The 25,199-nt window shown below is 61.7% G+C and carries 20 protein-coding genes and 2 pseudogenes; 18 read left to right on the top strand and 4 right to left on the bottom strand.

Annotated elements, in window-relative coordinates:
• The 13 genes and pseudogenes from EHW12_RS13010 (at position 1) to EHW12_RS13065 (ending at position 11,863) form a co-directional block, all read left to right on the top strand.
• Positions 1–903, top strand: a complete 903-nt coding sequence (locus EHW12_RS13010; RefSeq protein ID WP_125050929.1) for a NifU family protein — start codon at positions 1–3, stop codon at positions 901–903.
• Between the two features lie 19 nt (positions 904–922).
• Complete coding sequence (locus EHW12_RS13015; protein WP_064444498.1) at positions 923–1,543, top strand: DUF5947 family protein; 621 nt, start codon at positions 923–925, stop codon at positions 1,541–1,543.
• Positions 1,540–2,178, top strand: coding sequence for a DUF6084 family protein (locus EHW12_RS13020; RefSeq protein WP_003942181.1), 639 nt, complete (start codon positions 1,540–1,542; stop codon positions 2,176–2,178). Before EHW12_RS13015 ends, EHW12_RS13020 begins: the two co-directional genes overlap by 4 nt.
• Positions 2,175–3,536 carry a hypothetical protein gene (locus tag EHW12_RS13025; RefSeq protein ID WP_125050931.1) on the top strand — a complete coding sequence of 454 codons (1,362 nt, stop codon included), beginning with the start codon at positions 2,175–2,177 and terminating at the stop codon, positions 3,534–3,536. Before EHW12_RS13020 ends, EHW12_RS13025 begins: the two co-directional genes overlap by 4 nt.
• 174 nt (positions 3,537–3,710) lie before the next feature.
• Positions 3,711–4,205: a hydrogenase maturation protease gene (locus tag EHW12_RS13030; protein ID WP_003942183.1), complete on the top strand. Its 495-nt coding sequence runs from the start codon at positions 3,711–3,713 to the stop codon at positions 4,203–4,205.
• Between the two features lie 3 nt (positions 4,206–4,208).
• Positions 4,209–4,496 carry a HypC/HybG/HupF family hydrogenase formation chaperone gene (locus EHW12_RS13035; protein ID WP_003942260.1) on the top strand — a complete coding sequence of 96 codons (288 nt, stop codon included), beginning with the start codon at positions 4,209–4,211 and terminating at the stop codon, positions 4,494–4,496.
• Positions 4,493–6,781: a carbamoyltransferase HypF gene (gene hypF, locus EHW12_RS13040; RefSeq protein WP_125050934.1), complete on the top strand. Its 2,289-nt coding sequence runs from the start codon at positions 4,493–4,495 to the stop codon at positions 6,779–6,781. Before EHW12_RS13035 ends, hypF begins: the two co-directional genes overlap by 4 nt.
• Before the next feature lie 16 nt (positions 6,782–6,797).
• The gene (locus EHW12_RS13045) at positions 6,798–7,097 is read left to right on the top strand and encodes a HypC/HybG/HupF family hydrogenase formation chaperone (protein WP_003942168.1); all 300 of its coding nucleotides are present in this window, start codon (positions 6,798–6,800) and stop codon (positions 7,095–7,097) included.
• Positions 7,094–8,206: a hydrogenase formation protein HypD gene (hypD, locus tag EHW12_RS13050; RefSeq protein WP_003942127.1), complete on the top strand. Its 1,113-nt coding sequence runs from the start codon at positions 7,094–7,096 to the stop codon at positions 8,204–8,206. Before EHW12_RS13045 ends, hypD begins: the two co-directional genes overlap by 4 nt.
• The gene (gene hypE / locus EHW12_RS13055; RefSeq protein ID WP_007735089.1) at positions 8,196–9,266 is read left to right on the top strand and encodes a hydrogenase expression/formation protein HypE; all 1,071 of its coding nucleotides are present in this window, start codon (positions 8,196–8,198) and stop codon (positions 9,264–9,266) included. The genes hypD and hypE overlap by 11 nt, the downstream gene beginning before the upstream one ends.
• A 14-nt stretch (positions 9,267–9,280) precedes the next feature.
• A pseudogene (locus tag EHW12_RS35850) lies at positions 9,281–9,529 on the top strand (DUF6390 family protein); the annotation flags it as partial.
• 128 nt (positions 9,530–9,657) lie between these two features.
• A complete protein-coding gene (locus EHW12_RS35855; RefSeq protein WP_277426209.1) occupies positions 9,658–10,014 on the top strand; it encodes a DUF6390 family protein in 357 nt (118 codons plus the stop codon).
• A 31-nt stretch (positions 10,015–10,045) separates the two neighbouring features.
• Entirely contained in the window at positions 10,046–11,863 is a 1,818-nt protein-coding gene (locus EHW12_RS13065) for an ABC transporter ATP-binding protein/permease (protein WP_047271395.1), read from the top strand.
• An 82-nt stretch (positions 11,864–11,945) separates the two neighbouring features.
• On the opposite strand, the gene EHW12_RS13070 is transcribed toward EHW12_RS13065, so the two are convergent.
• The gene (locus tag EHW12_RS13070; protein ID WP_125050936.1) at positions 11,946–14,351 is read right to left on the bottom strand and encodes a LuxR C-terminal-related transcriptional regulator; all 2,406 of its coding nucleotides are present in this window, start codon (positions 14,349–14,351) and stop codon (positions 11,946–11,948) included.
• A 153-nt stretch (positions 14,352–14,504) separates the two neighbouring features.
• On the opposite strand from EHW12_RS13070, the gene EHW12_RS13075 reads away from it, so the two are divergent.
• The 3 genes from EHW12_RS13075 (at position 14,505) to EHW12_RS13085 (ending at position 18,673) form a co-directional block, all read left to right on the top strand.
• Positions 14,505–16,169, top strand: coding sequence for an alpha/beta-hydrolase family protein (locus EHW12_RS13075; RefSeq protein WP_125050938.1), 1,665 nt, complete (start codon positions 14,505–14,507; stop codon positions 16,167–16,169).
• A gap of 103 nt (positions 16,170–16,272) precedes the next feature.
• Positions 16,273–17,697, top strand: coding sequence for a hypothetical protein (locus EHW12_RS13080; RefSeq protein ID WP_125050940.1), 1,425 nt, complete (start codon positions 16,273–16,275; stop codon positions 17,695–17,697).
• A 313-nt stretch (positions 17,698–18,010) separates the two neighbouring features.
• Entirely contained in the window at positions 18,011–18,673 is a 663-nt protein-coding gene (locus EHW12_RS13085; protein WP_007735094.1) for a GAP family protein, read from the top strand.
• 51 nt (positions 18,674–18,724) lie between these two features.
• Here EHW12_RS13085 and EHW12_RS13090 read toward each other — a convergent pair whose 3' ends face one another.
• Positions 18,725–20,188 (bottom strand): cellulase family glycosylhydrolase, encoded by a 1,464-nt coding sequence (locus EHW12_RS13090; protein WP_125050942.1) that lies wholly within the window; start codon positions 20,186–20,188, stop codon positions 18,725–18,727.
• A gap of 501 nt (positions 20,189–20,689) precedes the next feature.
• Entirely contained in the window at positions 20,690–21,631 is a 942-nt protein-coding gene (locus EHW12_RS13095; RefSeq protein WP_125050944.1) for a LysR family transcriptional regulator, read from the bottom strand.
• Between the two features lie 121 nt (positions 21,632–21,752).
• Here EHW12_RS13095 and EHW12_RS13100 point away from each other — a divergent pair, with 121 nt between their 5' ends.
• Both EHW12_RS13100 and EHW12_RS13110 read left to right on the top strand, forming a co-directional pair.
• Entirely contained in the window at positions 21,753–23,012 is a 1,260-nt protein-coding gene (locus EHW12_RS13100; RefSeq protein WP_125050946.1) for an MFS transporter, read from the top strand.
• 170 nt (positions 23,013–23,182) lie between these two features.
• Positions 23,183–23,920, top strand: a pseudogene (locus tag EHW12_RS13110) (alpha/beta hydrolase); the annotation flags it as partial.
• Positions 23,921–23,971: 51 nt separating this feature from the next.
• Here the strand turns inward: EHW12_RS13110 and EHW12_RS13115 are convergent.
• Positions 23,972–25,138: a helix-turn-helix domain-containing protein gene (locus EHW12_RS13115; protein ID WP_007735099.1), complete on the bottom strand. Its 1,167-nt coding sequence runs from the start codon at positions 25,136–25,138 to the stop codon at positions 23,972–23,974.
• Positions 25,139–25,199 lie beyond the last annotated feature (61 nt).

Below are 25,199 nucleotides of genomic sequence, written 5' to 3' on the forward strand. Positions count from 1 at the left end.
ATGGAGCAATCGGCCGACTACTGGCGCGGAGCAGGCGAGCGCATCGAGACGTTGTTGCAGGCCAATGCCGGCGCAGGCCCGGTGGCGAGAGATCGCGCCGAGCAACTGGTGCGTGAGGTCGTGCAGTTGTACGGCGCAGCACTCGAACGCACCGTCGCTCTGGCAGATCCGGCCACGATGGATGCGATGGTTCGCGACGATCTGGTGTCCAGCCTGCTACTGGTGCACGGACTTCACCCGCACGACGTAGAGACCCGCGTCCGCACTGCGCTCGACAGCGTGCGTCCGTACCTCGGTTCGCACGGAGGCGACGTCGAACTGATCGAGGTGGCGGGCGGCGTAGTGCGACTACGGCTTCTCGGGAGCTGCAACAGTTGTCCTTCGTCCTCGGTCACCCTCGAAACCGCCGTCCGGGATGCGGTGCAGGCGGCGGCGCCCGAGACCACCGGAATCGACGTCGAAACACCGGATCCGCACGAGGTGAAGTCGGGTGTGATCTCGGTCGAGTCCCTGTTCTCGCACGTTCACGCCGACGGGGGAGGTACGCACTGGGTGGAGGTCCCCGAATTCGCCGAAGTCGAGGTGGGAGAGGTCGCGGGCTTCCGCGTGTCGGGCACCGATCTGTTGGTCTGCCGCTCCGGTGACGATCTGTACGCGTATCGCGACCGTTGCCCGGTGTGTGAGCACTCGATGGCGGGGGCTGTGCTCGAACGCATGATGGGCCGTCCTGCCCGAGACGCCGCTGTCCTCACCTGTCCGACGTGCTCTGCCCACTTCAGTGTGTACGGGGCGGGAGCGCGGGTGGGCACCGGCTCCGAGCACCTGGCGCCTGTGCCGGTGCTGATTCGCGACGGAGTGCTCTCGGTCGCGCTTGCTGACGAGTCTGTGATACCGGTGACCTAGCCGTGAACGCAGCCCGGTCATGAAAGTCACTGTGGGAGAGGTGCTCACACGAATCGCCTCGTCGCGTGTCGTTCCGACCGGACCGAGGTGTGAGATGTGTGCGGCGGGCATAGGCGACGAACACCAGCACGTCGTGGACGTACAGGTCCGGAGCCTGATGTGCGTGTGCCGACCCTGCTATCTACTCTTTGCACCGGTCGACGCGGACCTTCGATACAAAGCGGTTCCCGATCGGTACCTCGAGTTTCCGGACTTCGACCTCGGCCCTGGCCGGTGGGAGTCTCTAGAAATCCCCGTCGGCCTGGCATTCTTCTTCCGCAACTCACTCCTCGACAAGTACATAGTCTTCTATCCGGGACCGGCCGGAGCTACCGAATCCGAGTTGCCTATCGACTCGTTCGAGACTGTGCTCGCGGAGAATCCGGGGCTCTCGCAGATGCGGGCCGACGTCGAGGCGTTGATCGTGTCGGTGCCCACGTCAGGACAATCGCCGAGATGCTTCGTTGTTCCCATCGACGCCTGTTACGAACTGGTGGGACGATTGCGCACCGTGTGGCGCGGATTCGACGGTGGCCAGGATGCCGCACGCGCAGTGGACGAGTTCTTCGGGCGCGTCGAGGCGCGAAGCAGGTCGGCATGACTGTTCTCGACTTCTCGGTCGACAACATGGAGGTGGAACCGTACGCGGTTACGCCGAATCTGACGGTGAGATTGAGAATGTCGGAATCCACCGGCACGACCGTCCGCGCGGTGGCTCTGCGCGCGCAGGTACGAATCGAACCACACCGCCGACCGTACTCCGACGCCGAAGGCGAAGGTCTGCGCGATCTCTTCGGTCCGCGGGAGCGTTGGTCGAGTACGCTGCGCACCTTCCTGTGGATGGAATGTTCCACGGTCGTTCAAGGATTCACCGGAACAACGGTCGCGGCCTTACCCATGGCGTGTACGTACGACTTCTCGGTGACGGCGTCGAAGTACATGCACGCACTCGGAGACGGAACGATTCCGATCGTGGTTCTACTGAGCGGCACGGTATTCACCGACGGACCGCGTGGTTTCTCCGTGCAGCAGATCCCGTGGGACAGATCTGCTGCCTACGAATTGCCGGTCGACGTGTGGAAACAGCTGATGGCTGCGCATTATCCGGCGTCTGGTTGGGTACGCCTCGACCATGAGACGATTGCCGATCTCGTGCGGTTCAAGGCAGCGCACGGCCTCACGGACCTCGATTCAGCCGTGCGGCAGTTGCTGACGGCGAGCCAGGTGCCGCGATGACTCGAACGGAGATGGATCACGACGTTCGGGCCGTGGCCGACGCCGTCCTGTACGAGGGATATCTTCTCTATCCCTACCGGGCCGGTTCGGCGAAGAATCAATCCCGTTGGCAGTTCGGGGTTCTCGGACCGCCCGGCGCCGCCGAGGTCGGAGTCGGCGAGGAACCGTCGATGTCCGCGCAATGTCTGCTCGGCGAATTCGAGCGGAACGGCGTCGAAGTGACTGCGACTGTGAGATTTCTGCACCACCAGTCGCGGACGGTTGAACGACTCGGCGCCGGCGGGGCGTGGATCCCGGTCGATCGGTTGGTAGTCGGCGAGCGGGAGTCGATCTCGTGGGACGAAGCCACCGAGTCCGAGATCGTGTTGGGTCCGTGGGGTCTGGACGAACTCGAGGCCGGCGTCGAAGAAACCTTCTGTGCGGCCGGAGTTGTCGAAGGAGAGACTCTGTCGGACTCTCGGGGCAGGGTGGTCGGACGGATCGTTCGGACACGGCTTCCGGTGAATGGCCTCTTGGCAGTGAGCGCCTCCGCCGGGGACGGACGCACGGTGATTTCCGTGGAGATCATGAACGCCACGAGCGTCGACGCACGGGACAAGGGCACGGCCACCGCGCAATCGATGCTGGGGACTCACGTCATTGTGAACTGCACAGGCTCGAGGTTCCTGTCGTTGTTCGAAGAAGCAGATCACTCGGAGCAGTTGCGGCAATATCGCTGTTATCCGGTGCTTGCGGGGACCGAGAACCCCACTCACCCTGGCACATCGCCCACCGTTCTGGTGTCACCGATCATCCTGTACGACTTTCCCGAGATTGCGCCGCAGAGCGAGGGATCTCTCTTCGACTCGACCGAGATCGACGAAATTCTCACCCTGAGAATCCTTGCCATGACCGACGAGGAAAAGGCGCGGGCGCGAGCTACCGACTCCAGAGCTGCCGACATCATCGACCGATGTGAGCGATTGACGGACGACGATCTAGCCGGCCTGCACGGTGTGCTGCGAAATCCGCACGCCGGTTCTGATCTGATACCCGAGGTGCCTGACGGTGTGGACTGGTGGACCCCGGAAGCCGACACCAGTGTTCAACCACGCACCGACGCAGTTCTGATCAACGGCGTCCGTGTCTCTGGTGGAAGTACGGTTCGGCTCCACCCCTCACGCCGCGCTGATGCTCAGGACCTGTTCTTCGACGGCCGGATCGCCCACGTCGCCACCATTCATGAAGACGTGGACGGCGACATTCATGTTGGGGTGACACTGTTGGACGATCCGGCCGCCGATCTGCACAACTGGTACGGCCGCTACCTGTACTTCGCGCCGGACGAGATAGAGCCGATGCCGCGCGACAGCGCGTGACGTACTCACAGCTATCGAACTTCACAGCTATCGAGAGGAGAGCTCGCCATGAGGAGCATGGGATTGCTGTCGACGGCACTTCTCGGCGCCACCGCGATCGCAGCCGCGATCGTCCTGGTGGTGTCGATGCCGGACATCCAGCGCTATCTGCGAATGCGAAAGATGTAAAGCGCTGTGCGCGTGCTGATTGCAGGTGTCGGAAACATTTTTCTCGAAGACGACGGATTCGGCCCCGAAGTTGTTCGGGCGCTGCAGCATGAGAATCTCCCATCGGGAGCTCGCCTGGTCGACTACGGGATTCGGGGCGTGCATCTGGCGTACGACTTGTTGGAGTCGTGGGACGCCCTGGTCCTGATCGATGCCTTACCGGCGACCGGAGTCCCGGGCAAGCTCGCGATCATCGAAGTGGACCCCGAAAGTGAAGGCCCGCAAGGAGGTTTCGACGCGCACTCGATGCATCCGAGTTCGGTGTTTGCCAGCCTGCAGGCCCTCGGCGGAACACTCCCGCGGACGTTCGTGGTGGGGGCACATGCGAAATCGATCGGCGACGGAATCGGATTGAGTGCGGAGATGCGTGATTCGGTAGGGCAAGCCGCTTCGGCGGTGCTGGCACTCGTCCGGTCCATCGACGTGGACTGTGATGCCACCACACTGGGGCCGGAGGTGTGAGTCATGTGTCTGGGGATTCCGGGACGGGTACGCGAACTACTGGACGGATACGGCGGTCAACTCGCTCTCGTCGACGTGGAGGGGGCACCACGCAAGGTCAACATCGGAATGCTCGACGAAGGCACCGTCACGGCAGGTGACTGGGTGGTGATCCACATGGGCTTTGCAGTCGAGAAGGTCGACGAGCAGGGAGCTCGCCACGCTCGGGCCGGCCTCGAACTGATGGGCCGTGGTGGCCACGACGGTGAGATAGTCGACTCCGGTACTGGTAACGGCGAGGTCGGGACATGAAGATCGCCTGCCGTGTCATCGTTCGTGGCGTAGTCCAGGGGGTGGGCTTCCGGCCGTTCGTCCATGCGACCGCCACCGAACTGGGACTGTCGGGTTCGGTGGGAAATTCTGCTCTCGGTGTCGTGATCGACGTCGAAGGCGACGGAGAGACAATCGATGCATTTGTCGCTCGGGTGCGAAACCGCCCCCCACCGCTGGCACGGGTGGAGTCGGTAGAGCGCGAGGACTCGCGGCCGGTTGGTCGTGAGGGGTTTTGCATAGTCGAGACGGATGCGGGGTCGGTCGGGCGAACCTTGGCGCCGGCGGATGTCGGGATCTGCGACGACTGCCTCCGGGAACTGACTGATCCGAGCGATCGGCGATATCGTCATCCATTCATCACCTGCACCAACTGCGGTCCGCGATTCACGATCATCGAATCGCTGCCCTACGACCGGGCCGCTACGACGATGAAGCGATTCCCGTTGTGCGCGAACTGTGCGGCGGAGTACGTGGATCCCTCCGACCGGCGGTTTCATGCGCAACCGATTGCCTGCCCGCAGTGCGGTCCAACGCTATCGTTCGTGGAAGGAGACGCGCCCGCCGTGACCGGTGAGGGTGCACTGCTACGAGCCCGATCCCTACTGCGAGACGGGAAGATTCTTGCTGTCAAGGGAATCGGAGGATTTCACCTGGCTTGTGATGCCCGCGACGACCGCCCGGTTCACGAGTTGCGTGAACGCAAGCATCGAGCAAGCAAGCCGTTGGCGGTGATGGTGCGCGATGTGCCAGAAGCCAGAGAGTTGGGTGTGGTCGGGGATGCCGAGGCTGATGCCATGTCCTCGCGCGAGCGCCCGATTGTGCTGGTTGCCAAAGCGTCTGGATACGCGCTTTCCCCCTTGATTGCCCCCGGTATTCCGGATATCGGAATCATGCTGGCCTACAACCCGATTCAGCATCTTCTTCTGGGTTTGGCCGGAGAAGCTGCGGGCCCGGCGGTGTTGGTCATGACATCGGCGAACATCGGCGGTGAGCCGATTCTGTACTCCGACAACGATCTCGAACGATTGGGTGACCTGGCCGACGGGGTATTGACCCACAACCGTCCGATCTTGGTGCCGTGTGACGACTCGGTGATGCGAATAGTCGGCAGTGGAAGACAGTTGCTTCGTCGCTCGCGCGGATATGCTCCGCTGCCCGTCACCGCGCCGTTCGACGTACCGCCTACCTTGGCGGTCGGGGCCGACCTGAAGAACACCTTCTGTCTTGCCGAGGACGGATATGTGTGGCCGAGTCAGCACATCGGAGACATGGGCGACCTCGCTGTCATCGACAGTTTTGCTGCGTCGGAGAGTCACTTCGAATCGATCACGGGGGTGGTGCCGCACCAGATCGCCTGTGACGAGCATCCGCGGTATCGCTCGTCCTCGTGGGCTCGCAGTCGTAGTGGTGACCGACCGGTGCGCATCGTCGGGCATCACCACGCACATGTGGCTTCCGTGATGGGGGAGAACGGCCGGGACGGGAGCGAACCAGTTCTCGGAATAGCGTTCGACGGCACCGGCTACGGGGCGGACGGCGCAGTGTGGGGAGGGGAACTACTGCTGGCGACGTACAAGGGTTATCGCCGTCTCGCGCATCTGGGATACGTACTGCTGCCCGGGGGCGATGCCGGAGTGGAACGGCCGTACCGAATGGCGCTCGCCCACCTGTGGCATGCCGGGTTGGACTGGGAATCCGACCTCGCGCCCGTGGCAGCCTGTCCGCCCCGAGAGCAGTCGGTCCTGCTTCACCAGATGGAAACCGGTTTCGGGTGCGTGGACACCTCCAGCATGGGGCGGTTGTTCGACGCAGTCTCCTCGCTGACCGGGGTCCGACAGAGGGTCGACTACGAAGCGCAGGCTGCCATCGAGTTGGAGGGGGTGTCGAGGGGAGTCGACAGCGCCGGTTCGCGGTACACCTTCGATTGGACGCAGTCGGACGACGATTCGTGGACAGCAGATCCGCGGTCGGTCATCCGGGCTGTTGTCCGCGATCTCCGGGAGAAGTTGCCCGCCGAAGTGATCGGCGCCCGTTTCCACGAATCCGTAGCGCACCTGGTGCTCGAGTGGGCAATTCGTGGCCGGGAACTGGCGGGAGTGGACGAGGTAGTACTCACCGGAGGTGTCTTTCAGAACCCTCTACTGCTCGTTCGGGCGTGTGCTCTGCTCTCAGACGCTGGATTCACGCCGTTGACAGGACTGGAGTTGCCGCCGAACGACGGCGGTCTCGCCTACGGCCAAGTGCTGGTGGGGAGTTCGTCATGAGGTCAGGAGTTGTGCCATGTGCCTAGCCGTACCGGGACGTATCGAGTCCCTGGAGGAACGCGACGGAACGACGATGTCGGTGGTGAACTTCGGTGGCGTCCGAAAAGAAGTGTGCCTCGAGTACATTCCGGGCGCCCAAGTCGGCGAGTACGTCGTGGTGCACGTCGGATTTGCCATCCAGCGACTCGACGAGGAATCCGCTCGCAGCACGCTGGCGGAATTCGAGCACCTCGGCGTACTCGAAGAGGAATTCGGTGACGGGTTCGAAAGGGCTGCCCGGGCCGCGGGGATCGAACCGAAGGAGACGGAATCATGAAATATCTGGACGAGTTCTCCGATCCGGAACTGGCCGGCAAACTGCTGGATCAGATCCGTGCGCTGGCCACACGGCGATGGGCGATCATGGAAGTGTGTGGTGGTCAGACACATTCGATCATCAGACACGGCATCGATCAATTACTTCCCCAACAGATCGAGATGATCCACGGACCCGGATGCCCGGTATGTGTCACCCCGCTCGAGATCATCGACAAAGCTCTCGACATCGCGGCAAGACCCGATGTCATTTTCTGCTCCTTCGGGGACATGTTGCGAGTTCCGGGGAGTTCGTCGGATCTGTTCCGCATCAAGAGCGCCGGCGGTGACGTGCGGGTGGTGTACTCACCGTTGGATGCACTGACTATCGCCAAGGAGAATCCGGGTCGGCAAGTGGTGTTCTTCGGGATCGGATTCGAGACCACCGCGCCGGCCAACGCCATGACCGTCTATCAGGCCAATCGCCTGGGTATCGAGAACTTCTCCCTACTCGTCTCGCACGTTCTGGTCCCGCCGGCGATGGCCGCGATCATGGATTCGCCAGAGTGCCGCGTGCAGGCATTTCTGGCGGCCGGGCATGTGTGCAGTGTGATGGGAACGTCGGAGTACCCGGCGCTGGCCGAGAAGTACAAGGTCCCGATCGTCGTCACCGGATTCGAGCCGCTGGATCTGCTGGAGGGCATCAGAAAGACGGTGCTGCAGTTGGAATCGGGTCGATACGAGGTCGAAAATGCTTACGCCCGTGCCGTCACCGCGCAGGGCAACACCGCAGCGAAAGCGATGCTCGAGGATGTGTTCGCCGTGTCGGACCGGACGTGGCGCGGCATCGGATCGATCCCGGACAGCGGTTGGCAGCTGGCACCGAAGTATGCGTATTTTGATGCCGAAGAGCGTTTTTCGGTGACCGATATCCATACTGACGAGTCGAGCGTCTGCCGTTCCGGAGAAGTGTTGCAAGGTTTGATCAAGCCACACGAGTGCAGTGCCTTCGGGAAGGAATGCACTCCGCGGAATCCGCTCGGTGCCACGATGGTGTCGTCGGAGGGGGCGTGCGCCGCGTACTACCTGTACCGGCGCCTGGAACTTCAGGAGGCGGGTCATGCCGGCTGAGGAGACCGCTGTCGTGGACTTGTCGGCGTGGGTCTGCCCACTGCCGCTGCGTGATTCGCCGAACATCGTCATGGGGCACGGTGGTGGAGGAGCGATGTCCGCCGAGCTCATCGAGCACCTGTTCCTGCCCTCGTTCGGAAGCGCTGCCGATGCAGAACTCGGTGACTCGGCCGTATTCGACGTCGGCGGGGTGCGGCTCGCGTTCTCGACCGACTCGTATGTCGTCAAACCCATGGTGTTTCCCGGCGGAACGATCGGCGATCTCGCTGTCAACGGAACGGTGAACGACCTGGCGATGGCGGGAGCGCAGCCATTGGTGATGTCGACGGCATTCATCCTGGAAGAAGGAACGGCGCTGACCGACATCGCGGGAATCGCGAAGGCGCTCGGTGAGGCCGCGCACGTTGCCGGCGTTCGGCTGGTGACGGGTGATACCAAGGTCGTCGATGCCGGTCACGGCGACGGAGTCTTCATCAATACCGCAGGAATCGGGATTGTCGCAGACGGGGTGGACATCAGCCCCACTCGCGCACAAGTGGGTGACGTCGTGATCGTCAGCGGCGACATCGGCGTTCACGGCGTGGCCGTGATGAGTTGTCGCGAAGGTCTCGAATTCGGGACCGAAGTGCGCAGTGATTGTGCGGCCCTGAACGGCGTGGTGGCCGACATGATTGCCACCGGCGTCGACATCCACGTCCTGCGCGACCCTACGCGGGGCGGAGTCGCCGCGACCCTCAACGAGATCGCTCAGGCGTCGAACATCGGGGTTGCGCTGGTGGAGCGAGATCTGCCGATTCCCGCTGACGTGCGCGACGCCTGTGGGCTACTCGGCTTGGATCCGTTGTACGTCGCAAACGAGGGCAAGTTGATCGCTTTCGTTCCACGCGAAGATGCCGCCCTGGTTCTGGAAGCGATGCACGGCAATCCACTGAGTGTGGGAGCCGCCGTGATCGGGGAGTGCGTGGCCGAACATCGCACAATGGTGGTGGCGCGTACGGCATTGGGAGGCAATCGGGTAGTGGATTTGCCGGCAGGTGAACAACTTCCTCGGATCTGCTGATGACTGCCGTCGGTATGAACGGGCCGGCATTGTTTGCCCGCTACGCGTATCCGCCGAACGAGTTGGGTTACTGCGGACCCGACGATCCTTCAGTGCTGCTTCGTCTGGCCAGCGGCAACTCGGGCAGCGGCGACCGTGATCACGCTCGTCAATTCGACGGTGCGTGGCCGTACCTCGAGGCATTGGCTGTAGGAGCGGGCATCGACGACCCCCTGGATTCGCGAGTGATCGAAGCCTATTGGGTGGGAGGTGATCTCCTCGACGCTCTCGATTCGGGGAAGTTGTTACAGCACTTGAGGGGGGCATTCGGTGAACGCGAGAACACCGGGTTCCTCCCCGTCCTCGGGGTCGGGACCGCGCGCTCGCGCACCACAGTTTTCACGTATTTCTGGTGTATCCGTGGGTCAAGCTTCTTCGGAAGCGCGGTGCGGTCCCACTGTCCGTCCTCCAGAACTGCCGGATCAGATGGGGAGTGGTCGAGGACGTCGGCGAGGAGCATGCATTGGTGGTTTCGTCCCCGCTCGAGTTCGACGGTGAGCAACTCGCACGCGGCCGACCGGCAACGCAGAGAGTGCGGTGGAGGGTCGAGGGCAACGCGCTTGCGGCGATGCCCGTCCCCGGCGCTGTGGTGACGATGCACTGGGATTGGGTGTGCGACAGGATAACGGCAGAGCAATCACGTGCATTGGATGCCGCGGAAGACTCGGGATTGCGGATCGCGAACCGAATGCTGTCGACCGATATGTGATCGTCAGTTCCCCTCCAGGACGGAGGCTACGGTGAATTGGGGTAGCGCGGTAACGGACAGCGCACTGTGGTTGGCAGAGGCATATGCGATCACGGTAGCGGTTCTCGTCGTCACCGCGCTGCTGCTAGCTCGGTATACCCGCTGGGGCAACCAGTTTCGGCGAATGGCTTGGCCCTACTTCGATCCCCGGCGCACCGTCATTCCGCTGTCGATTCTCGCGTTACTGCTGCTGCTCACGATATTCGGTGTCCGCGTGACGGTGTTGTTCTCGTACTGGTACAAGGATTTCTACGACGCCATTCAGAACCTCGACGAAACCGCTTTCTGGCACTACCTGCGAGTGTTCGCGATATTGGCCGCAGTCCACGTCGCCAGCTCACTCGTCGTCTACCTGGTGGGCCAAACACTCGATATCAATTGGCGCAGTTGGCTCAATGACACATTGACCGACGATTGGCTCGACGGCCGCGCCTACTATCGCGGAAACTTCCTGGAGAACCCCGTCGACAATCCGGACCAACGTATTCAGGCAGACATCACCGCATTCGCGACGTCGTCCCGCACGTTGTCCATGGGCGCCGTCGCCGCAATGGTGTCGATCGTCAGCTTCACCAAGATCCTGTGGGATCTGTCCGGGCCGTTGACTGTTTTCGGTGCCGAGATTCCGCGAGCGATGATCTTTCTCGTCTACATCTACGTGTTGGTGACCACGGCACTCGCATTCTGGATCGGCCGGCCTTTGATCATGCTGAACTTCTTGAACGAGAAACTCGGCGCCACCTTCCGGTACGCGTTGGTTCGACTACGGGAGTACGGCGAAAGCATCGCCTTCTATCGCGGAGAGAACGTCGAACGACGCACGCTCGGACTACGTTTTGCTGCAGTGATCCGCAATATGTGGGCAATCGTCTTCCGGACGCTCAAGTTCAGTGGCTTCAATCTGGCAGTGGATCAGACAGCGGTGGTGTTTCCGTTTCTGGTCCAGGGATCTCGATTGTTCAGCGGGCAGATCACTTTCGGCGACGTGATGCAAACTGCTCAAGCATTCGGCCAGGTGCACAATTCGTTGTCGTTCTTTCGAGAGTCCTATGCCGATTTTGCAAGTTTCCGGGCCACACTGATCCGTTTGACCGGGCTCGCCGATGCCAATCGTCGTGCCCGCGCACTTCCCGTGCTCGACGCGTTCTCCGCTGGCAGTCATTTGGTTGTTCGGGGACTCGACGTGCGCACGCCGGTTGGTGAGGCGTTGATCTCCGAACTCGACATGTCACTGGGGCCCGGCGATGCACTGCTGGTGAAGGGTCCGTCGGGTAGCGGCAAAACCACGCTGCTCCGCAGCATCGCGCAGTTGTGGCCGTACACAAACGGTTCCGTGACCACCCCGGTCGGAGACGTCCTGTTCCTCTCACAACGGCCATACCTACCATTGGGTTCTCTGCGCGCGGGTTTGGCATATCCGGACCAGTTGCCCTCAGGTCAGCCGAACACCGGGCGCTCGGACTTCGACGACCGCAGGCTCCACGACGCGCTCGCCGAGGTGCATCTCGCACATTTGATCGGTCGGCTCGACGAGCCGGCTGATTGGACTCGAATTCTGTCGCCGGGCGAACAACAACGGTTGGCGTTCGCCCGAGTCCTCCTGATCCGACCGCGAACCGCATTTCTCGACGAGGCGACATCCGGAATCGACGAAGGCCTCGAGTACACGCTCTACGACATCCTTCGCCGTGAACTGCCCGACAGCATCATTGTCAGCGTCGGGCATCGCAGCACCCTCGACGTTTTTCACAATCGACAACTCGAACTGCGCGGTGCGGGACACTGGACTCTCGCTGATCACGAAGGCTGAGAAAACTTTCGACGGTCGGATTCTTGCGACAGGATTCGGCCGGGTTACCCGCCGCGCCGCGATCGATCGAAGACACCGACCGTCACGAGGTCGAAGGGTTGCGGAAGTCGTTTGTGTGCTGGAGCACCCAGGCCGCAATCCTGGTGCGCGAGTCGTACCCCAGTTTGTTCAGTATGTGATCGACGTGGCCGTCGACAGTGCGCTGAGAAATGACCAGCTTGTCCGCGATTGCTCGGTTGGTCAGGCCCTGTGCGACGAGTTCGGCCACCTGCTGCTCCCGCGGAGTCAGCACTTCGTCAGCCGCCGATTTCGGTGATCCACCGGGCGGTTGCTCTCTCAGCGCGCGGGCCGCTGCGTCGTCGAGAGTCAGAGCTCGTCCATGATCGAATGCTGTTTGAAACACCCTGTCTCCGATCCGGTTACGAGCCTCGGTCACGCTGTTTTCGTGGTACGGGACCATGCTCCTGAAGGTGTCCATCGGGCTGCCCGTGGCGGTGAACAGCGTGTCGGCAGCTCCCATCAGTGTGGCTGCCAGCTTTGCGTCCCGGTCGACAAGCGTCCACGCGATTTCCTCGAGGCACCATGCACATCCGAACTGGTTACCCAGCCCTCGAAGCAATCGGAGAGAATCTTCGAGTAGCTCGATACCGCGAGCGTGGTTGCCATGACGCCACAGGGCGGATCCGTAGTCCGACATCGTCATCGACCGCCACAAGATTTCGCCGCGCGATTCGGTGAGGGCCAACTCCTCCTCGTAAATGCTTGCAGCCCGGTCAGTTTCGCCGAGTGCGTCGACGACGAAGGCGAACCAGTAGAGCGCGGGTACCAGACGGGCGATGTCGTCGTTTGCCCGGAATGCTGCGACAGCCTGCTCCAGGTACTCGGCGCCGCGCACGAGATCGCCGTCGGCGACCGCGACGAATCCGAGCGTGTACCGCGCCAGTATGCGACCGTCGTCGTTCCGCTGCATCTCGGCCTGTCGCCGAGCCTCTTCGGCAATGCTTGTCGCCGAAGCGATATCTCGTTGGAGGGCTGCCAGCAGTGCGCCTGTCGCGGCGGCCTCGACTACCGCCTCACCGAGAGTGCCCTCGGTCAGTTCGGGCACCTCGGCCAGGGCGCGACCCAACCAGTAGCGACCTTCGTTGAATCGACCACGTGCAAGCCAGTAATCATGCAAGGCACTTGCGGTACGCAATGTGGCTTCGACCGAGTCGGGTTCGGTCAGACCGAATTCCAACGCGGTGCGCACGTTGGGTAAGTCGCGGTCGATCCGCGTCATCCAATCGATTTGGTGCGGCCCCGTCCAGTCGACTCCGGCGCGGAAGACGAGTTGCCTGAACCACTCACTGTGCCTGCGCTGCAGCGAGACCCACTCGTCGACTGACACCAGTTCACGCCCGTAGTCGCGAAGAGTCTCGAGTAGGCGGTAGCGGACGTACGAGCCGTTTTGTTCACGGATGAGGATCGACTTGTCGACAAGGGACATCACGAGATCGCCCAAGTCGTCGTTCTGTGCTTCGTCGGCGAGAATTCCTTCGACGGACCCGAGATCGAAGCTACCCGCAAATACGCTCGAGTTCGCCCACAACGACTTCTCCGGCGGCGTACACAGATCGAAGCTCCAGTCGATACTCTGTGCAAGCGTTTGTTGACGCGCTGGAGCGTTCCGGCTGCCCCGCGTCAGCAGTTGGAAGCGGTCGTCGAGTTTTTGCAGGATCTGATCGACCGACATCGCCCTCAGTCGGGCAGCCGCCAACTCGATCGGCAGCGGTAGTCCTTCCAACCGGCGGACGATCTTCTCCACAGCCGCGCTGTTCTCGCTGGTGATGCGGAAGTCCGTCACGGAGGAACGTGCCCGCTGCTCGAACAGCATCATCGCATCACCATCACGGGTGTCGGTTGGCGACGGCGCCTCGGTGGGAAATCGCAGAGGCGGCACCCGTAATACCATCTCGCCGGGAATGTCGAGCGGTTCTCGGCTGGTCGCCAGAAGTGCCAATCGGGCACAGCACCGGAGAAGTTCGGCGGCGGTGTCGGCAACCCAGCCGATGAGGTGTTCGCAATTGTCCAGAACAAGCAGGACACGTTCGTCGACGAGACGGCCGATCAGTACCGATCGCGGTGACCGCGTAGATCGGTCTTGTACTCCGAGTGCGGCAAGAATCGTCTGATCGAGAAGTGCCGGTTCCCGCAGTTCGCTGAAGTCGACGAACCAGACGCCCCCGGGGAACGCACGGGAGGACTCATCGGCGGCACGGAGCGCCAAGCGGGTTTTGCCGACCCCACCCAGGCCCGTAAGGGTCACAAGCCGGTAGTCCGACAGCAGGCGTCGGACTTCTTTGGCCTCGGACCGACGACCGACGAAACTGCTCAGTTCGATCGGTAGGTTTCCTCGTTTTGCCGCCATGAGAATCGCGCCGAATTTGTACGTGCTGAGTGGATTGACCCCACACAGTGTACGCGGAATCGCGTGTGCGAAATCTGTCAAGGCACCACCGGTGTTCGCCCGTGATTGCCGTTGGGCCGAAGCTTTTCGGTGCATGACGCGGAATAGCGAACACTTTCCACCGACGTAGTTCGCGCCTCATTCGAAAGGGATGAGAGGCGCATTTCATCTTTCTGGCGCACTTACGATTCGGGCATGAAACGTGTGTGGGAAGGTGTGCGGCGCTACGGCAAAACGCTGCACTCGGTCGGGTTGTCGTTCGGTCTGGTGTTTTTCGTCCTCTCGATGAGCCCGTCCCTCTTACCGCGCGCGTGGTACCTGCAGGGCGTGGCAACCGGTATTTCCGTCGCCACCGGGTACGGCATCGGTGTGAGCGTGGCGTGGATGATCCGCAAATGCGGAGTCGAACCGACATGGTCGGACCGGACCAAGCGGATCGGTTGGGCCGTACTCGCCGTACTGGCAGTGATATTGGTGCCTCTTTTTCTGATCTTGGGTTCGTGGTGGCAGCAGATCGTCCGTGATCTGGTCGAGGCGCCTCGCGTGAACCGGGCGAACTATCTTCTGGTGCTGCTGATTTCGCTGGTGGTGTGGTTGATCTTGCTGGAGGCGGGTCGCGGTCTGCGGCATCTCACCAGAGGACTCGCTGCCGTTGCTCTGCGGTTTGTTCCCAAGGAAGCAGCGAAAGTCGCGAGCATGGTCGTCGTCTTCGCGTTGGCGATCTTCGTCGTCAACGGTGCCCTCTACAACGGGCTCATCGCTTTTGCGAACTGGAGTTTCTCCGGCGCGGACAACGACACGCCCGACGGTATCGACCAGCCTCTGATCGCCGAACGCAGTGGTTCACCCATGTCTGCCGAGGCATGGGATTCGCTGGGCAAGGAGGGTCGCACTTTCATGGGTAGCGGGCCGTCTGCGGTGCAGATTTCCGCGCTGACCGGCCGGGACGCGAAGCAACCCATCCGCGTGTACGCCGGCCGTGAGTCGTCGGATTCCGTCGACGGTGTCGCGCAGCGGGTCGTCAACGAACTCGAGCGCACCGGCGGCTTCGACCGTGCCGTCCTGGCAGTAGTGACCACCACCGGCCGCGGCTGGGTGAACGACGACGTGGCGTCCGCTTTCGAATACGTCCAGGGCGGCGACACCGCCATCGCGGCGATGCAGTACTCGTTCCTTCCCAGCCCTTTGGCATTCATCGCCGATCGCGAAACCCCGATGGCCGCAGGCCGGGCGCTGTTCAACTCTGTCTCTGCGAAGTGGATCGATCTGCCACTCGACAAGCGCCCCAAGCTTGTCGTTTTCGGCGAGAGCCTCGGATCGTACGGGGGACAGGCCGCGTTCGCGGGAGCACAGGACATGGCGACGCGGGTGGATGGGGCATTGTGGTCGGGGACTCCGAACTTCACCGCTCAATGGCAGGAGATCACCAGCAGTCGTGACTCCGGCTCACGGGAAGCCGTGCCGGTGATCGACGACGGGCAGTCGATTCGTTTCGCTGCCTATCCGGAGGATCTCGAACTGGATGCGCCGTGGAACGACTCACGCGTCGTGTACTGGCAGCACGCCAGCGACCCAATTGTCTGGTGGTCTTTCGACCTGCTTCTGAACAAGCCGGACTGGCTTGCCGAGCCTCTCGGCCGTGATGTCGATCCGGGAATGACGTGGATACCGTTCGTGACATTCTGGCAGGTGACACTCGACATGGTCTTCTCGGCGGACGTTCCGCCAGGTCACGGGCACAACTACGGTGCCGAGGCGGCGGACATGTGGGCGCGGATCCTGCACCCCGACAACTGGTCTCAGTCGGACACCGACGCGATTCGCGGCGCTCTGACGAACGACTTTCAACCCACCAAGTAGTAGTGCGGAGTGCGGACCTCGTGACGGTCTCTCGTCGTTGGACCGGGAGTACTCGCTCTAGATCGTTCTATCACTGTTTGTCAGCTATCTAACAAGGAGCGCGATGCATTCATCAAGAACACTCGTAGCTGCGGTGGCGCTGAGCGCGATCACTGTATTTGCCGGGGCTGGGTCCGCGGTTGCCGCGCCGGTCGGATCTGTCGATTTCGGTTCGTCGAGCGGATCCGGATCAGGAACCGGTTCGGCTAGCGGATCCGAATCTGGTTCTGTCGATTTCGGATCCGGCGGACCGGACGTCGAGCATCCGGTGTCGACCTGCTTCTGGTCCGTGCCGATCAATCCCGAGCGCGCGGACCCACAGCTCAACTACGCCTTTCCTGACACTGCGGCGATTTACTGGGCTGCGCAGTTCACAATCCCCGAGAACGCCGAGTTGGTTATCCGAGGGCAGTATGCGCATGCTCGCTATCAGTCGTTGAACTCGTACAACGCGGCAACCGCGATGCCGACCGCCGTCCTCAATGACATTTCGACTGCTCCGGACGCAGGCTCGCGCAATACCTATCTTCCCGGTGCCGATCGAGCGAACGAAGGTGCCAGGTCGTACACGGCTTCCGTCCTCAACGAGGCCTCACCTGCTGAGCCGAAACCCAACACCTTGTATGCCGGTGTGCCAGGTCAGGACCGGATAAGCCTGCTTTATCGCATCTACCTGCCGGACAATGGGCGTGATCTCACCGGCGGCGTAGGACTGCCTGAGCCAGAGCTGCACCTTCCCGGTGGTCAGGTGCTGCGGGGGCAGGATCTGTGTTCAGCGGTCGGTGCGGACAACGGAATCTTGAAGCCGGCTTCGCTGCCGCTGGACACGTACAAGGCATTGCGTGACCAACCGGGCAAGCCTGCGACATTCCCTTCCGAGCAGGCACCAGTCTGGCGGGCGTACTACAGCGCCGAGTTCACGCTCGGCTGTACCTATCTCGGCAAATGCGATGGCACACCCCAGCGGGTGGGCGGGCAGTACTCCAACATCGACAACAGCTACGTCACAGCCGAAGTCAACCGTGGGTTCGGCGAAGTTCTAGTACTTCGGGGAGAGTTGCCGAGGACTCCGAAGACTACAGGCGGCGCAAAGAATCTCGACAGCGCAGTCGACATGCGGTTCTGGTCGATGTGCAGCAATGAATCGCTGGCAACGACGAAGGTAGCGACGTGTCTGTTCGACGAGCAGATGGCCACTGATGCGGATGGTCGCTACACGATTGTCGCGTCGCTCCCTGAAGACCGACCCGCAAACGCTACGAAGGAATGTGGGGTGTCATGGCTTTCGCTCTCGCCGGCCGGTGACGGCGCAGGGCATCCCGACGATTCCCTCTTGATCATGCGGAACATGCTGCCGGCCAAGGACTTCAGCCACGCTGCACACGACACCAAGACGCCCGGTGACGAGAAGGCAGTGATGGGAGAGTATCTGCCGGACGGGCAATATACGTCCAAGCTCGCGTTCGAGGGCAGTGGCTGCGCGAAGTAACCCGTCTTTACGCGTGAGGTCACTACTCGAGATTGTGTCTGGTGATCCTCCTCGATGATGTCGGCTGCGCTCTGCTGCGAGCGCAGCCGACACACCGTTGACCAAGTCTTTTCGCGATCTTCGGTGGGGAATCGGGGCCTGCGGTTCAGGCACTCATCCCTTTCGAATGAGGCATCAACTACGCAGGCGCTCGCAGTGTCAGCATTGTCGCGCAGCGGTATCGGCTGTGCTCTGTTGTCCGTCGTGGCGGACAGGGGCGGCTTTTCTCGCCTACCGCCTATCCTGCTTGCCGCAATCAGAAATGAGTTTTGACATGGGTTCCGTTGTCGGAGAACTTCTCCCGTTGGCCGTCGGTGTCGCCGTGTCGCCGGTGGCCGTCATCGCCACCATCTTGATGTTGCTCTCCAAGCGAGCGGGTAGCACCAGCGCCGGGTTCGCGGTGGGCTGGTTACTCGGAATCTTCATCGCTACAGTTTTTTTCGTCATCTTGTCCAGTGCCGTCAGCACGTCAGACGACGGACCGTCCGCCACGGTTTCGTGGATCAAACTAGCTCTCGGTGTCCTCCTGTTGGCCGTCGGGGTCAAGCAGTGGCGGGGGCGCAGCGGCGAGCACGAAACACCGAAGTGGATGCAAGCCGTCGACGAGATGACCGCGGTCAAGGGATTGGGCCTTGGATTCGCGCTCGCCGCGATCAACCCGAAGAACCTGCTCATGTGCATCGCGGCCGGAGTGTCGATCGGCTCGGCGTCGTTGGCGACCAGCGGAGCGATCACCTCGATTCTCGTCTTCACGGTCATCGCCAGTTCAACTGTCGCGATCCCGGTCATCGGATACGTGGTGGCTGCTGATCGCCTGCGAAAGCCGTTGGCCAATCTCAAAGTCTGGCTCCAGGACAACAACACCACGGTGATGAGTGTGTTGATCTTGGTCGTCGGAGTTGTTCTGATCGGCAAGGGAATTGGCGGAATCTTCTGATACCCGCTCTTTCGCGTGGTGTGAAGGCGCGATTCCCGGATGATCGTTCGATCAGGCGCGCTTGACCGCGTAGTCGCCGTCGGCGTGGCCGATCAGTTGCCATCCGCCCTCGATCGGGGACAGTCGGACGTCGGAGAGATTCGTGTTCTCGAGCTGTGGCCGGTCGGTGCCGGGGTACCAGGCCTCGACCCGTCCGGTGCCGCTCCCGTCAAACCCGTCACGCGATACCTCCGTCAGCGTGCCGGGCGCTGCCCGCGGATACGCTCGCGAGAGTGGCGCGGCGAATCCCTCTACGAGCCCGAGTGATTCACCGGACGGGCAGTCGATGCGATTCAGATTTCCCTGTGGCTGGTGGGTATTGCCGTCGCGAACCGGGTGGGGGTCACCGCACGCTTGTGTCCACGACCACCACGCGCCGCCCATCCGGTACTTGTCGGTGGCATCGACGAAGCGGTCGACGTCTGCTCTCTGCTCGTCGGCGTCGCCGAACCAACCCCATTCACCTGTCCACAACGGTGCGTCGTACCAGGCGGCAGCGAGGTCGGCGATCTTGAATCCGTCTTCGATTCCGGGAAATTCGCTACTGACCGTTATCGATTCGCTGTAGAGATGGGGCGAGAAGACCACCAGGGGATCGGTCAGGTAATGGCGTGGAGGCAGCGCGTCGAGGCCGAAAGCCGACCAGATCGCGCTGGGCTCGAAGAACACGAGGTGTGGAAATCCTCCTGCTTCGGCCTGTCTGATGGCGTCGGTGGCCCGCTTGTAGAACTGCCCGATCTGATCAGCTGCCGTGAATGGATCGCGCAGGCCGGGGTTCGGTTCGTTCAACAGGTCGTATCCGGCTACAGCTGGTTCGTCTTTGAACTCGGCAGCCAACCGCGCCCACGTCGCGACGAGGCGACTCTGGATTCCTTGCTCGTCGTCGTAGAACGCCTGGAAGGCATGGGCGATCGCGGGTGCGGCTTCCCTGAGTCCACCGATGTTGCAGGTTGTCCATCCGCCGGTCAGGGTTGCCCACTCGGGTGCGCCGTCCCAGCCGACTCCCGGCTCCATGAAAGACGGGCACGACTGGTCGCTCGGGGTGCCGACGTACGGGCCCCATGCATCCTGATGCATGTCGAGAACGGTGTAGATGCCGTGGTCTTTTGCATCCTCGACCGCTACTCGGACGCGGTCGACGTACGCAGTGTCGAATGCACCGCGGGTCGGTTCCAGGAGGGACCACGCGACGTTGAGCCGGACGACGTTGAAGCCCAGCGCTGCCATCTGCGCGAAGTCCGTTCTTCCCAGCGGCGTAACGGTGGGTAGACCGGTGCCGTTGGTTGCGTAGTCATTGAGACCGTTGGCGTTCACGCCGCGGAGCAACACCGTTCGTCCGTCGACGTCCTTGATCGTTCGATCTGCGACGGTCAGTTGGGGGAGAGTCCAGCCCGGATCCGGTGGTGCAGCGTTCGCCGCCGGAGTTGCAATCTGGAGGACCAGGATTGCGAGGGTGGCAAGCAACAGCGCACGCATCCATCGACCTTTCTAGACAAACGTCCAATTCCGAGTCGAGGCTAGCGTGAGAAAGCCTCCTCCGGGCCGCTTTGCAGCGTGCTGAATCGGCAAGTTTGCCGCGTACGCCAGTCGCTCCACCTGGAATTTGGCCCACGAGGCGTCGCCTGGGCGGGACTGGCGGTGATTTACACTGAGCGCGTGGCACTCTCCCGGACGCAGATCTATACTTTTCGCCTTCCGGCCGAGTCGGCTTTCGCGTTGGGGTACAACACTTTGAGGGCCATCTTCGGCAACGTGAGGCAGATCGGTCCAACAGCACTGCAGTCAAGCTCGAAGATTAGCTTGTCGAGTTGGGGTGAGCACGTCGTGCTCGAGGTGCGTCCGGCGCCAGGTGGGTCCGCGGTTGCGGTCACGAGTAGTTCGGCGCTCAGTACGCAGTTCCTCGATTGGGGGAAGCACCGAAAGAACATTAATCGAGTCTTTGCTGCCTTTGCGCAATCCGTCGACGAGGCCCAACGGTCAGTGTGAGACAGCAGGCGTCGGCATCCATGAGTCGGTTGTCCGACGGGCTTCGTGCTGACTCTCGAGATAGGCGAGAAGAATGCCGAGCACCGGATGCGCATTGTCCTCGCGCCAGATCAGCGAGTGTGGGTAGACGGGCGTTGGGCTGCGGAGCGGAATGCGTCGCAAGTCGTAACCGGCGGGCCAGAGGTATCGATCTCCTTGGCCGACAAGTGTTGCCAACTCGGCAGATTCGGCGATTGCGTCGAGGAGTGCCTCGGTTCCGAAGTTTGGGCCGATCGCATCAATCGTGAGACCGAATGTGGACGAGAGTTGGTCGTAGTACTCGGACCACTCGGTGCCTGGGACGATGCCGGGAATCCAGATCCGGTGATCGGCGAGTTGAGTCGGGGTCACGGACGGTGAGCCGGCGAAGGGGTGTGAAGGTCCGACTAAGACTTGGAGCGGATCCTCGAGTAGGCCGGTAATTCTGATGCTGTCAGGTATTTCACGGCTCGTCTTCGTCACCGCGCGGATGGTCGCGTCGATCTCGCCGGATCTGACGGCAGCGATCGCGGCGGCAGCGTTCGAGGTAGACAAAGTGACGACGTCGAGGTCGATTCCAGGGTTGGCGCGGTAGAAGTCCTGGATCAGAACGGCGGGCGCGATCCGACGGTTGAGGACATCGACCCGGAGTGCGCGCCGGCCCGGATGCACGGAGGCAACGGCTCGCTCGTGAACTCGAAGGAGTTCGCGTGCATGGGGCAAAAGCGCCTGCCCATCGATCGTGATCTGTGCGCCCCTCGGCGTGCGATTGAACAGTCGGACATCCAATTCTCGCTCCAGCGCGATGATCCGCTTGGATGCTGCCTGCTGGCTGATCGACAGCTCGTCTGCTGCTGCTTGAAACTGCCCGAGATCGGCTGCCACGACAAAAGTTCGCACGGTGTCGAAGTCCATCTCCCGATCATATGTACACCACCGATGGTTGTGGCACGGACGCCTCGCAGTTGATTGCTACAGGTCACACAGCTGTGATTCGATCCTCGTTGTCGAATATCGGTGGTCACAGGGGGTGGACGTGGAAGCTCAAAACGCGCGACTTGGTCGAGAATTCGGGTGGTTGTGGTTCGCGTACGTCTCCAGCACTGTCGGCACCTGGGTGGGATTCGGTGCTCTACCCCTCATCGCGATCCAGGTTCTCGATGTCAGCACCTTCCAGGTGTCCATTCTCGCGGCCGCCGGGCTGGCAGTCGGTGCCGTGATTGCAGTGCCTCTCGGCGGGAAAGTCGAATTCCTCCGCAAGCGGCCAGTGATGATCACGACGGACCTTGTGCGGTTTTGTGCACTGATTTGCGTCCCGGTGGCATTTGCCATGGGTTGGTTGACATTCACGCTGCTGCTGTTGGTCTCGATCGTTGTTGTGGCGGCCGATATCGCATTCGTGGCAGCGAGCGGCGCCTATCTCAAGCACCTGCTGAAACCATCGCAACTTCTGGTCGCCAACGGGCGGTTCGAATCCACGACTTGGGCCGCCACCGCAGTTGGTCCGCCGTTGGGTGGTGGAGCAATCGGAATGTTGGGTCCGGTTGTCACGGTGATCGCCAACGCCGGTTCATTCCTGGTCTCGGCAGTCGGGTTGTATGCCATCCGAGGTCAGGAGTTTCGCCCCGATCGGCGCGACGAGCCGACACCGAATCTGAAGGCGATGTTCGACGGTTGGAAATTCATCCTCGCTGACTCCGAACTGCGGCCACTCTTTTTCAACACGGTGTTGGTCAACGCCCTCATAATGGCGACCGAACCACTACTGGTTGTTCTGCTCGTGGGCGAACTCGGGTTTTCGCCTTGGCAGTACGGCCTTGCATTCGGCCTTCCCTGCCTCGGTGGCTTGATCGGCGCTCGGTTGGCTCCGCGGCTAGTCGCGCGTTACGGGCGACGCAGAGTTATGACCGTCTCCGGTGTCCTGCGAGCCTGCTGGCCAGTTGGACTTGTGTTCGTCGCCCCAGGTGTCGGCGGACTCGTGGTTGTCATCGCAGTTGAATTCCTCTTGATCGCTTGCATGGGAGTTTTCAATCCGATCTTCGCGACCTACCGACTCGAAAGGGTTGCGACTGATCGTGTTGCCCGCGTTCTGACGGCTTGGTCAGTGACCAACAAAGCCGTCATTGCGTTGCTGACCGCAGGGTGGGGTGTAATGGCGGTGTTCACCGGCACACACGCTGCAATCGTCATTTCCGGTGTACTGCTACTTATTACGCCGATCTTGCTCGTCCGCAGTGCTTCCGAACCTCGCCGATTGCCTGGGGAGAAGGAAACGCAGGACGCTACGTCTCGCTGACGGAGGTGTTTGCTTCGACCGAAACTCGATTCTGCGGAACGGGCCAATTGGTCAGCATCGAATCGAGAGCCTCGAGGATCCTGGACCAGCTTTCGGCGCTGTCCGGTGCACTGTGGCTGAACGATCACCTAACTCCAGACTGGCATATCCATGGAAAACGCTGCCCAGCAATCGAGGGCCGATCCGTTTCGGTGCGCGTAGTCACTCCGAAAGACGGCGATGTCAACGGGGTCTATCTGTATCTTCCGGGTGGGGGTTTCTACATGAGTTCAGCGGCCAGCGCTGACGCCCGAAGCATGAGACTTGCCGACGAGGTCGGGGTGGTAGTAGTTACCGTCGATTACCGGCTTGCACCGGAATTCCCTTGGCCGGCAGCGCCGGACGATTGTGAGGCAGTCGCCTTGTGGCTGCTTGAGGTCGCTGCCGAACGGTTCGGGACGACCAGGCTCGCCATCGGTGGCATGTCGGCGGGAGCAACCTTGGTGACGACGACGTTGCTGCGCCTTCGTGATCGAGGTCTGGCCAAGGCATTTTCGGGTGCGGTGCTGGAAGCGGGCACGTACGACGTCAGTGCCCAGACTCCCGCGGGCCGCACCATCAGCGACGAATACTTCATCGAAGCCTACGTCGGCCATGTCGATGATCGCACTCTCCCGGATATTTCTCCGACATTCGGCGACCTCAGCGGCCTGCCGCCGACCCTCGTTGTCGTTGGATCAGAAGACGTGGTTCTGGCAGAGAACCTTGCCATGGTGGCGCGACTGTCGGCGGCCGGAAACGACGTCGACTTGCGTCTCTATCCTGATGTCCCGCATGGATTTACAAACCATCCAACGCCTGTTGCCCGGCGTGCTGCGCTAGATATGGGTGCTTGGCTTCGGAATCGACTCGACTCCGACCCCGCGTGACAAGCACGGGCGCGGTTCAGTGTGCCGAGGAAAAGCGGACTGTGTTCGGTGTCAGATCTTGGCGAGCGTTTTACGATGAAACAATTCGAGGCTCACCATGGATTTCATCAGGCCGTCGAGGGTTCGCGCATCCCATCCAGTCAGATGCTGCCAGCGGTCGAGTCGGTAGGTGACAGAGTTCGCATGTAGGTGGATGTCACGGGCGGCGGCGCTGACAGAGAACCCGCTTCGCGCGAAGGCGCGGACGGCGTCCATCAGATGTGAGTGCTCTTCGGCCACAGATGCCCCGGCCTGTAGAAGCGGCAGCAGCTCGTCCTGGTGGGTGGCAAGAGTGGCGATGAGCCATTCGTCGGCAAAACTGACCGTCGTGCCCGGCGCTGTCGCCAACTGCAATGTGCGCTCGGCGTCGGTGATGCTTTGAGCTGCGCCGACGAGCCCGACCCGGGGCATCCCGATACCTAGTGACGTTCGTGGATGATCTCGCATGATTGCGTGGATGACTTCGGTTGGTTCGCCCTGACACATCACGATTACTCGGGAGCCATGTCGACTGCAATGCGCGACAACATGCACGGAATCCAGGGTTCGTTGCAGGTGTTCCACTTGTGCTTCTGACCATTCGTCCTCGACGGCCGACAGTGCTTGGAACGATTTCTGTGTATCGAATCCGAGGGTTTGTGCCAGCTCTCGGGCGTTGCTCAGTTCCATATCCGTTGCACTGTGCAGTGTTTCGAAGAATCGGTATCGAACGCCGGCGCGGATGGCCTGCTCGCTGCGCGTTGCCTCGGAGTGTCCGACTGCGACTGCGCTCGTCGCGGCGTGAACGAGGTCCCAAAGTTTGCCGCCTGCTTGCAGCAGCTCGTGTGTTGGTTTCGTGGACCGCTGGACCATCGTGTCCCAGAGCTCACGAGATGCAATGTGATAGGTCTCGATGACATCGGAGAGGGGGAGCCCTTGCATCGCGCGACGGCGCCCGAGTTCGCGGTTTCGGTCGGTGTCTTCTGTGGTGATCGTTTCGTTCTCGGCGACGGCACACAGCATTGCGGACAACTGTTTGCGGATGTAGTTGCCTTGCTCGGCCACTGGTACCGCGGAGTAGGCCGGGAGTTCGCTGCGAATCTGTTGTACCGCACGTTCGGTGAGCGCTTCGAGCTCGTCGGAAACCTCGCGACACAACCGTCGGATCGTGTCTTCTTCTTCGACGTCGGTTACGTCCACGGGGTTACTCCTTTGTGCGTGCTTGGTCTTGCGTCCCGTGAATTTCACGAACGAGCGTCGT

It is taken from the genome of Rhodococcus sp. NJ-530, from assembly GCF_003860625.1.
GTDB lineage: Bacteria > Actinomycetota > Actinomycetes > Mycobacteriales > Mycobacteriaceae > Rhodococcus_F > Rhodococcus_F qingshengii.

Excerpts from the sequence above, each read along its gene's own strand:
- EHW12_RS13010 (WP_125050929.1), top strand. The coding sequence starts at position 1 with ATGGAGCAATCGGCCGACTACTGGCGCGGAGCAGGCGAGCGCATCGAG.
- EHW12_RS13015 (WP_064444498.1), top strand. The coding sequence starts at position 923 with ATGAAAGTCACTGTGGGAGAGGTGCTCACACGAATCGCCTCGTCGCGT.
- EHW12_RS13020 (WP_003942181.1), top strand. The coding sequence starts at position 1,540 with ATGACTGTTCTCGACTTCTCGGTCGACAACATGGAGGTGGAACCGTAC.
- EHW12_RS13025 (WP_125050931.1), top strand. The coding sequence starts at position 2,175 with ATGACTCGAACGGAGATGGATCACGACGTTCGGGCCGTGGCCGACGCC.
- EHW12_RS13035 (WP_003942260.1), top strand. The coding sequence starts at position 4,209 with ATGTGTCTGGGGATTCCGGGACGGGTACGCGAACTACTGGACGGATAC.
- hypF (WP_125050934.1), top strand. The coding sequence starts at position 4,493 with ATGAAGATCGCCTGCCGTGTCATCGTTCGTGGCGTAGTCCAGGGGGTG.
- EHW12_RS13045 (WP_003942168.1), top strand. The coding sequence starts at position 6,798 with ATGTGCCTAGCCGTACCGGGACGTATCGAGTCCCTGGAGGAACGCGAC.
- hypD (WP_003942127.1), top strand. The coding sequence starts at position 7,094 with ATGAAATATCTGGACGAGTTCTCCGATCCGGAACTGGCCGGCAAACTG.
- hypE (WP_007735089.1), top strand. The coding sequence starts at position 8,196 with ATGCCGGCTGAGGAGACCGCTGTCGTGGACTTGTCGGCGTGGGTCTGC.
- EHW12_RS13075 (WP_125050938.1), top strand. The coding sequence starts at position 14,505 with ATGAAACGTGTGTGGGAAGGTGTGCGGCGCTACGGCAAAACGCTGCAC.
- EHW12_RS13080 (WP_125050940.1), top strand. The coding sequence starts at position 16,273 with ATGCATTCATCAAGAACACTCGTAGCTGCGGTGGCGCTGAGCGCGATC.
- EHW12_RS13085 (WP_007735094.1), top strand. The coding sequence starts at position 18,011 with ATGGGTTCCGTTGTCGGAGAACTTCTCCCGTTGGCCGTCGGTGTCGCC.
- EHW12_RS13090 (WP_125050942.1), bottom strand. The coding sequence starts at position 20,188 with ATGCGTGCGCTGTTGCTTGCCACCCTCGCAATCCTGGTCCTCCAGATT.
- EHW12_RS13095 (WP_125050944.1), bottom strand. The coding sequence starts at position 21,631 with ATGGACTTCGACACCGTGCGAACTTTTGTCGTGGCAGCCGATCTCGGG.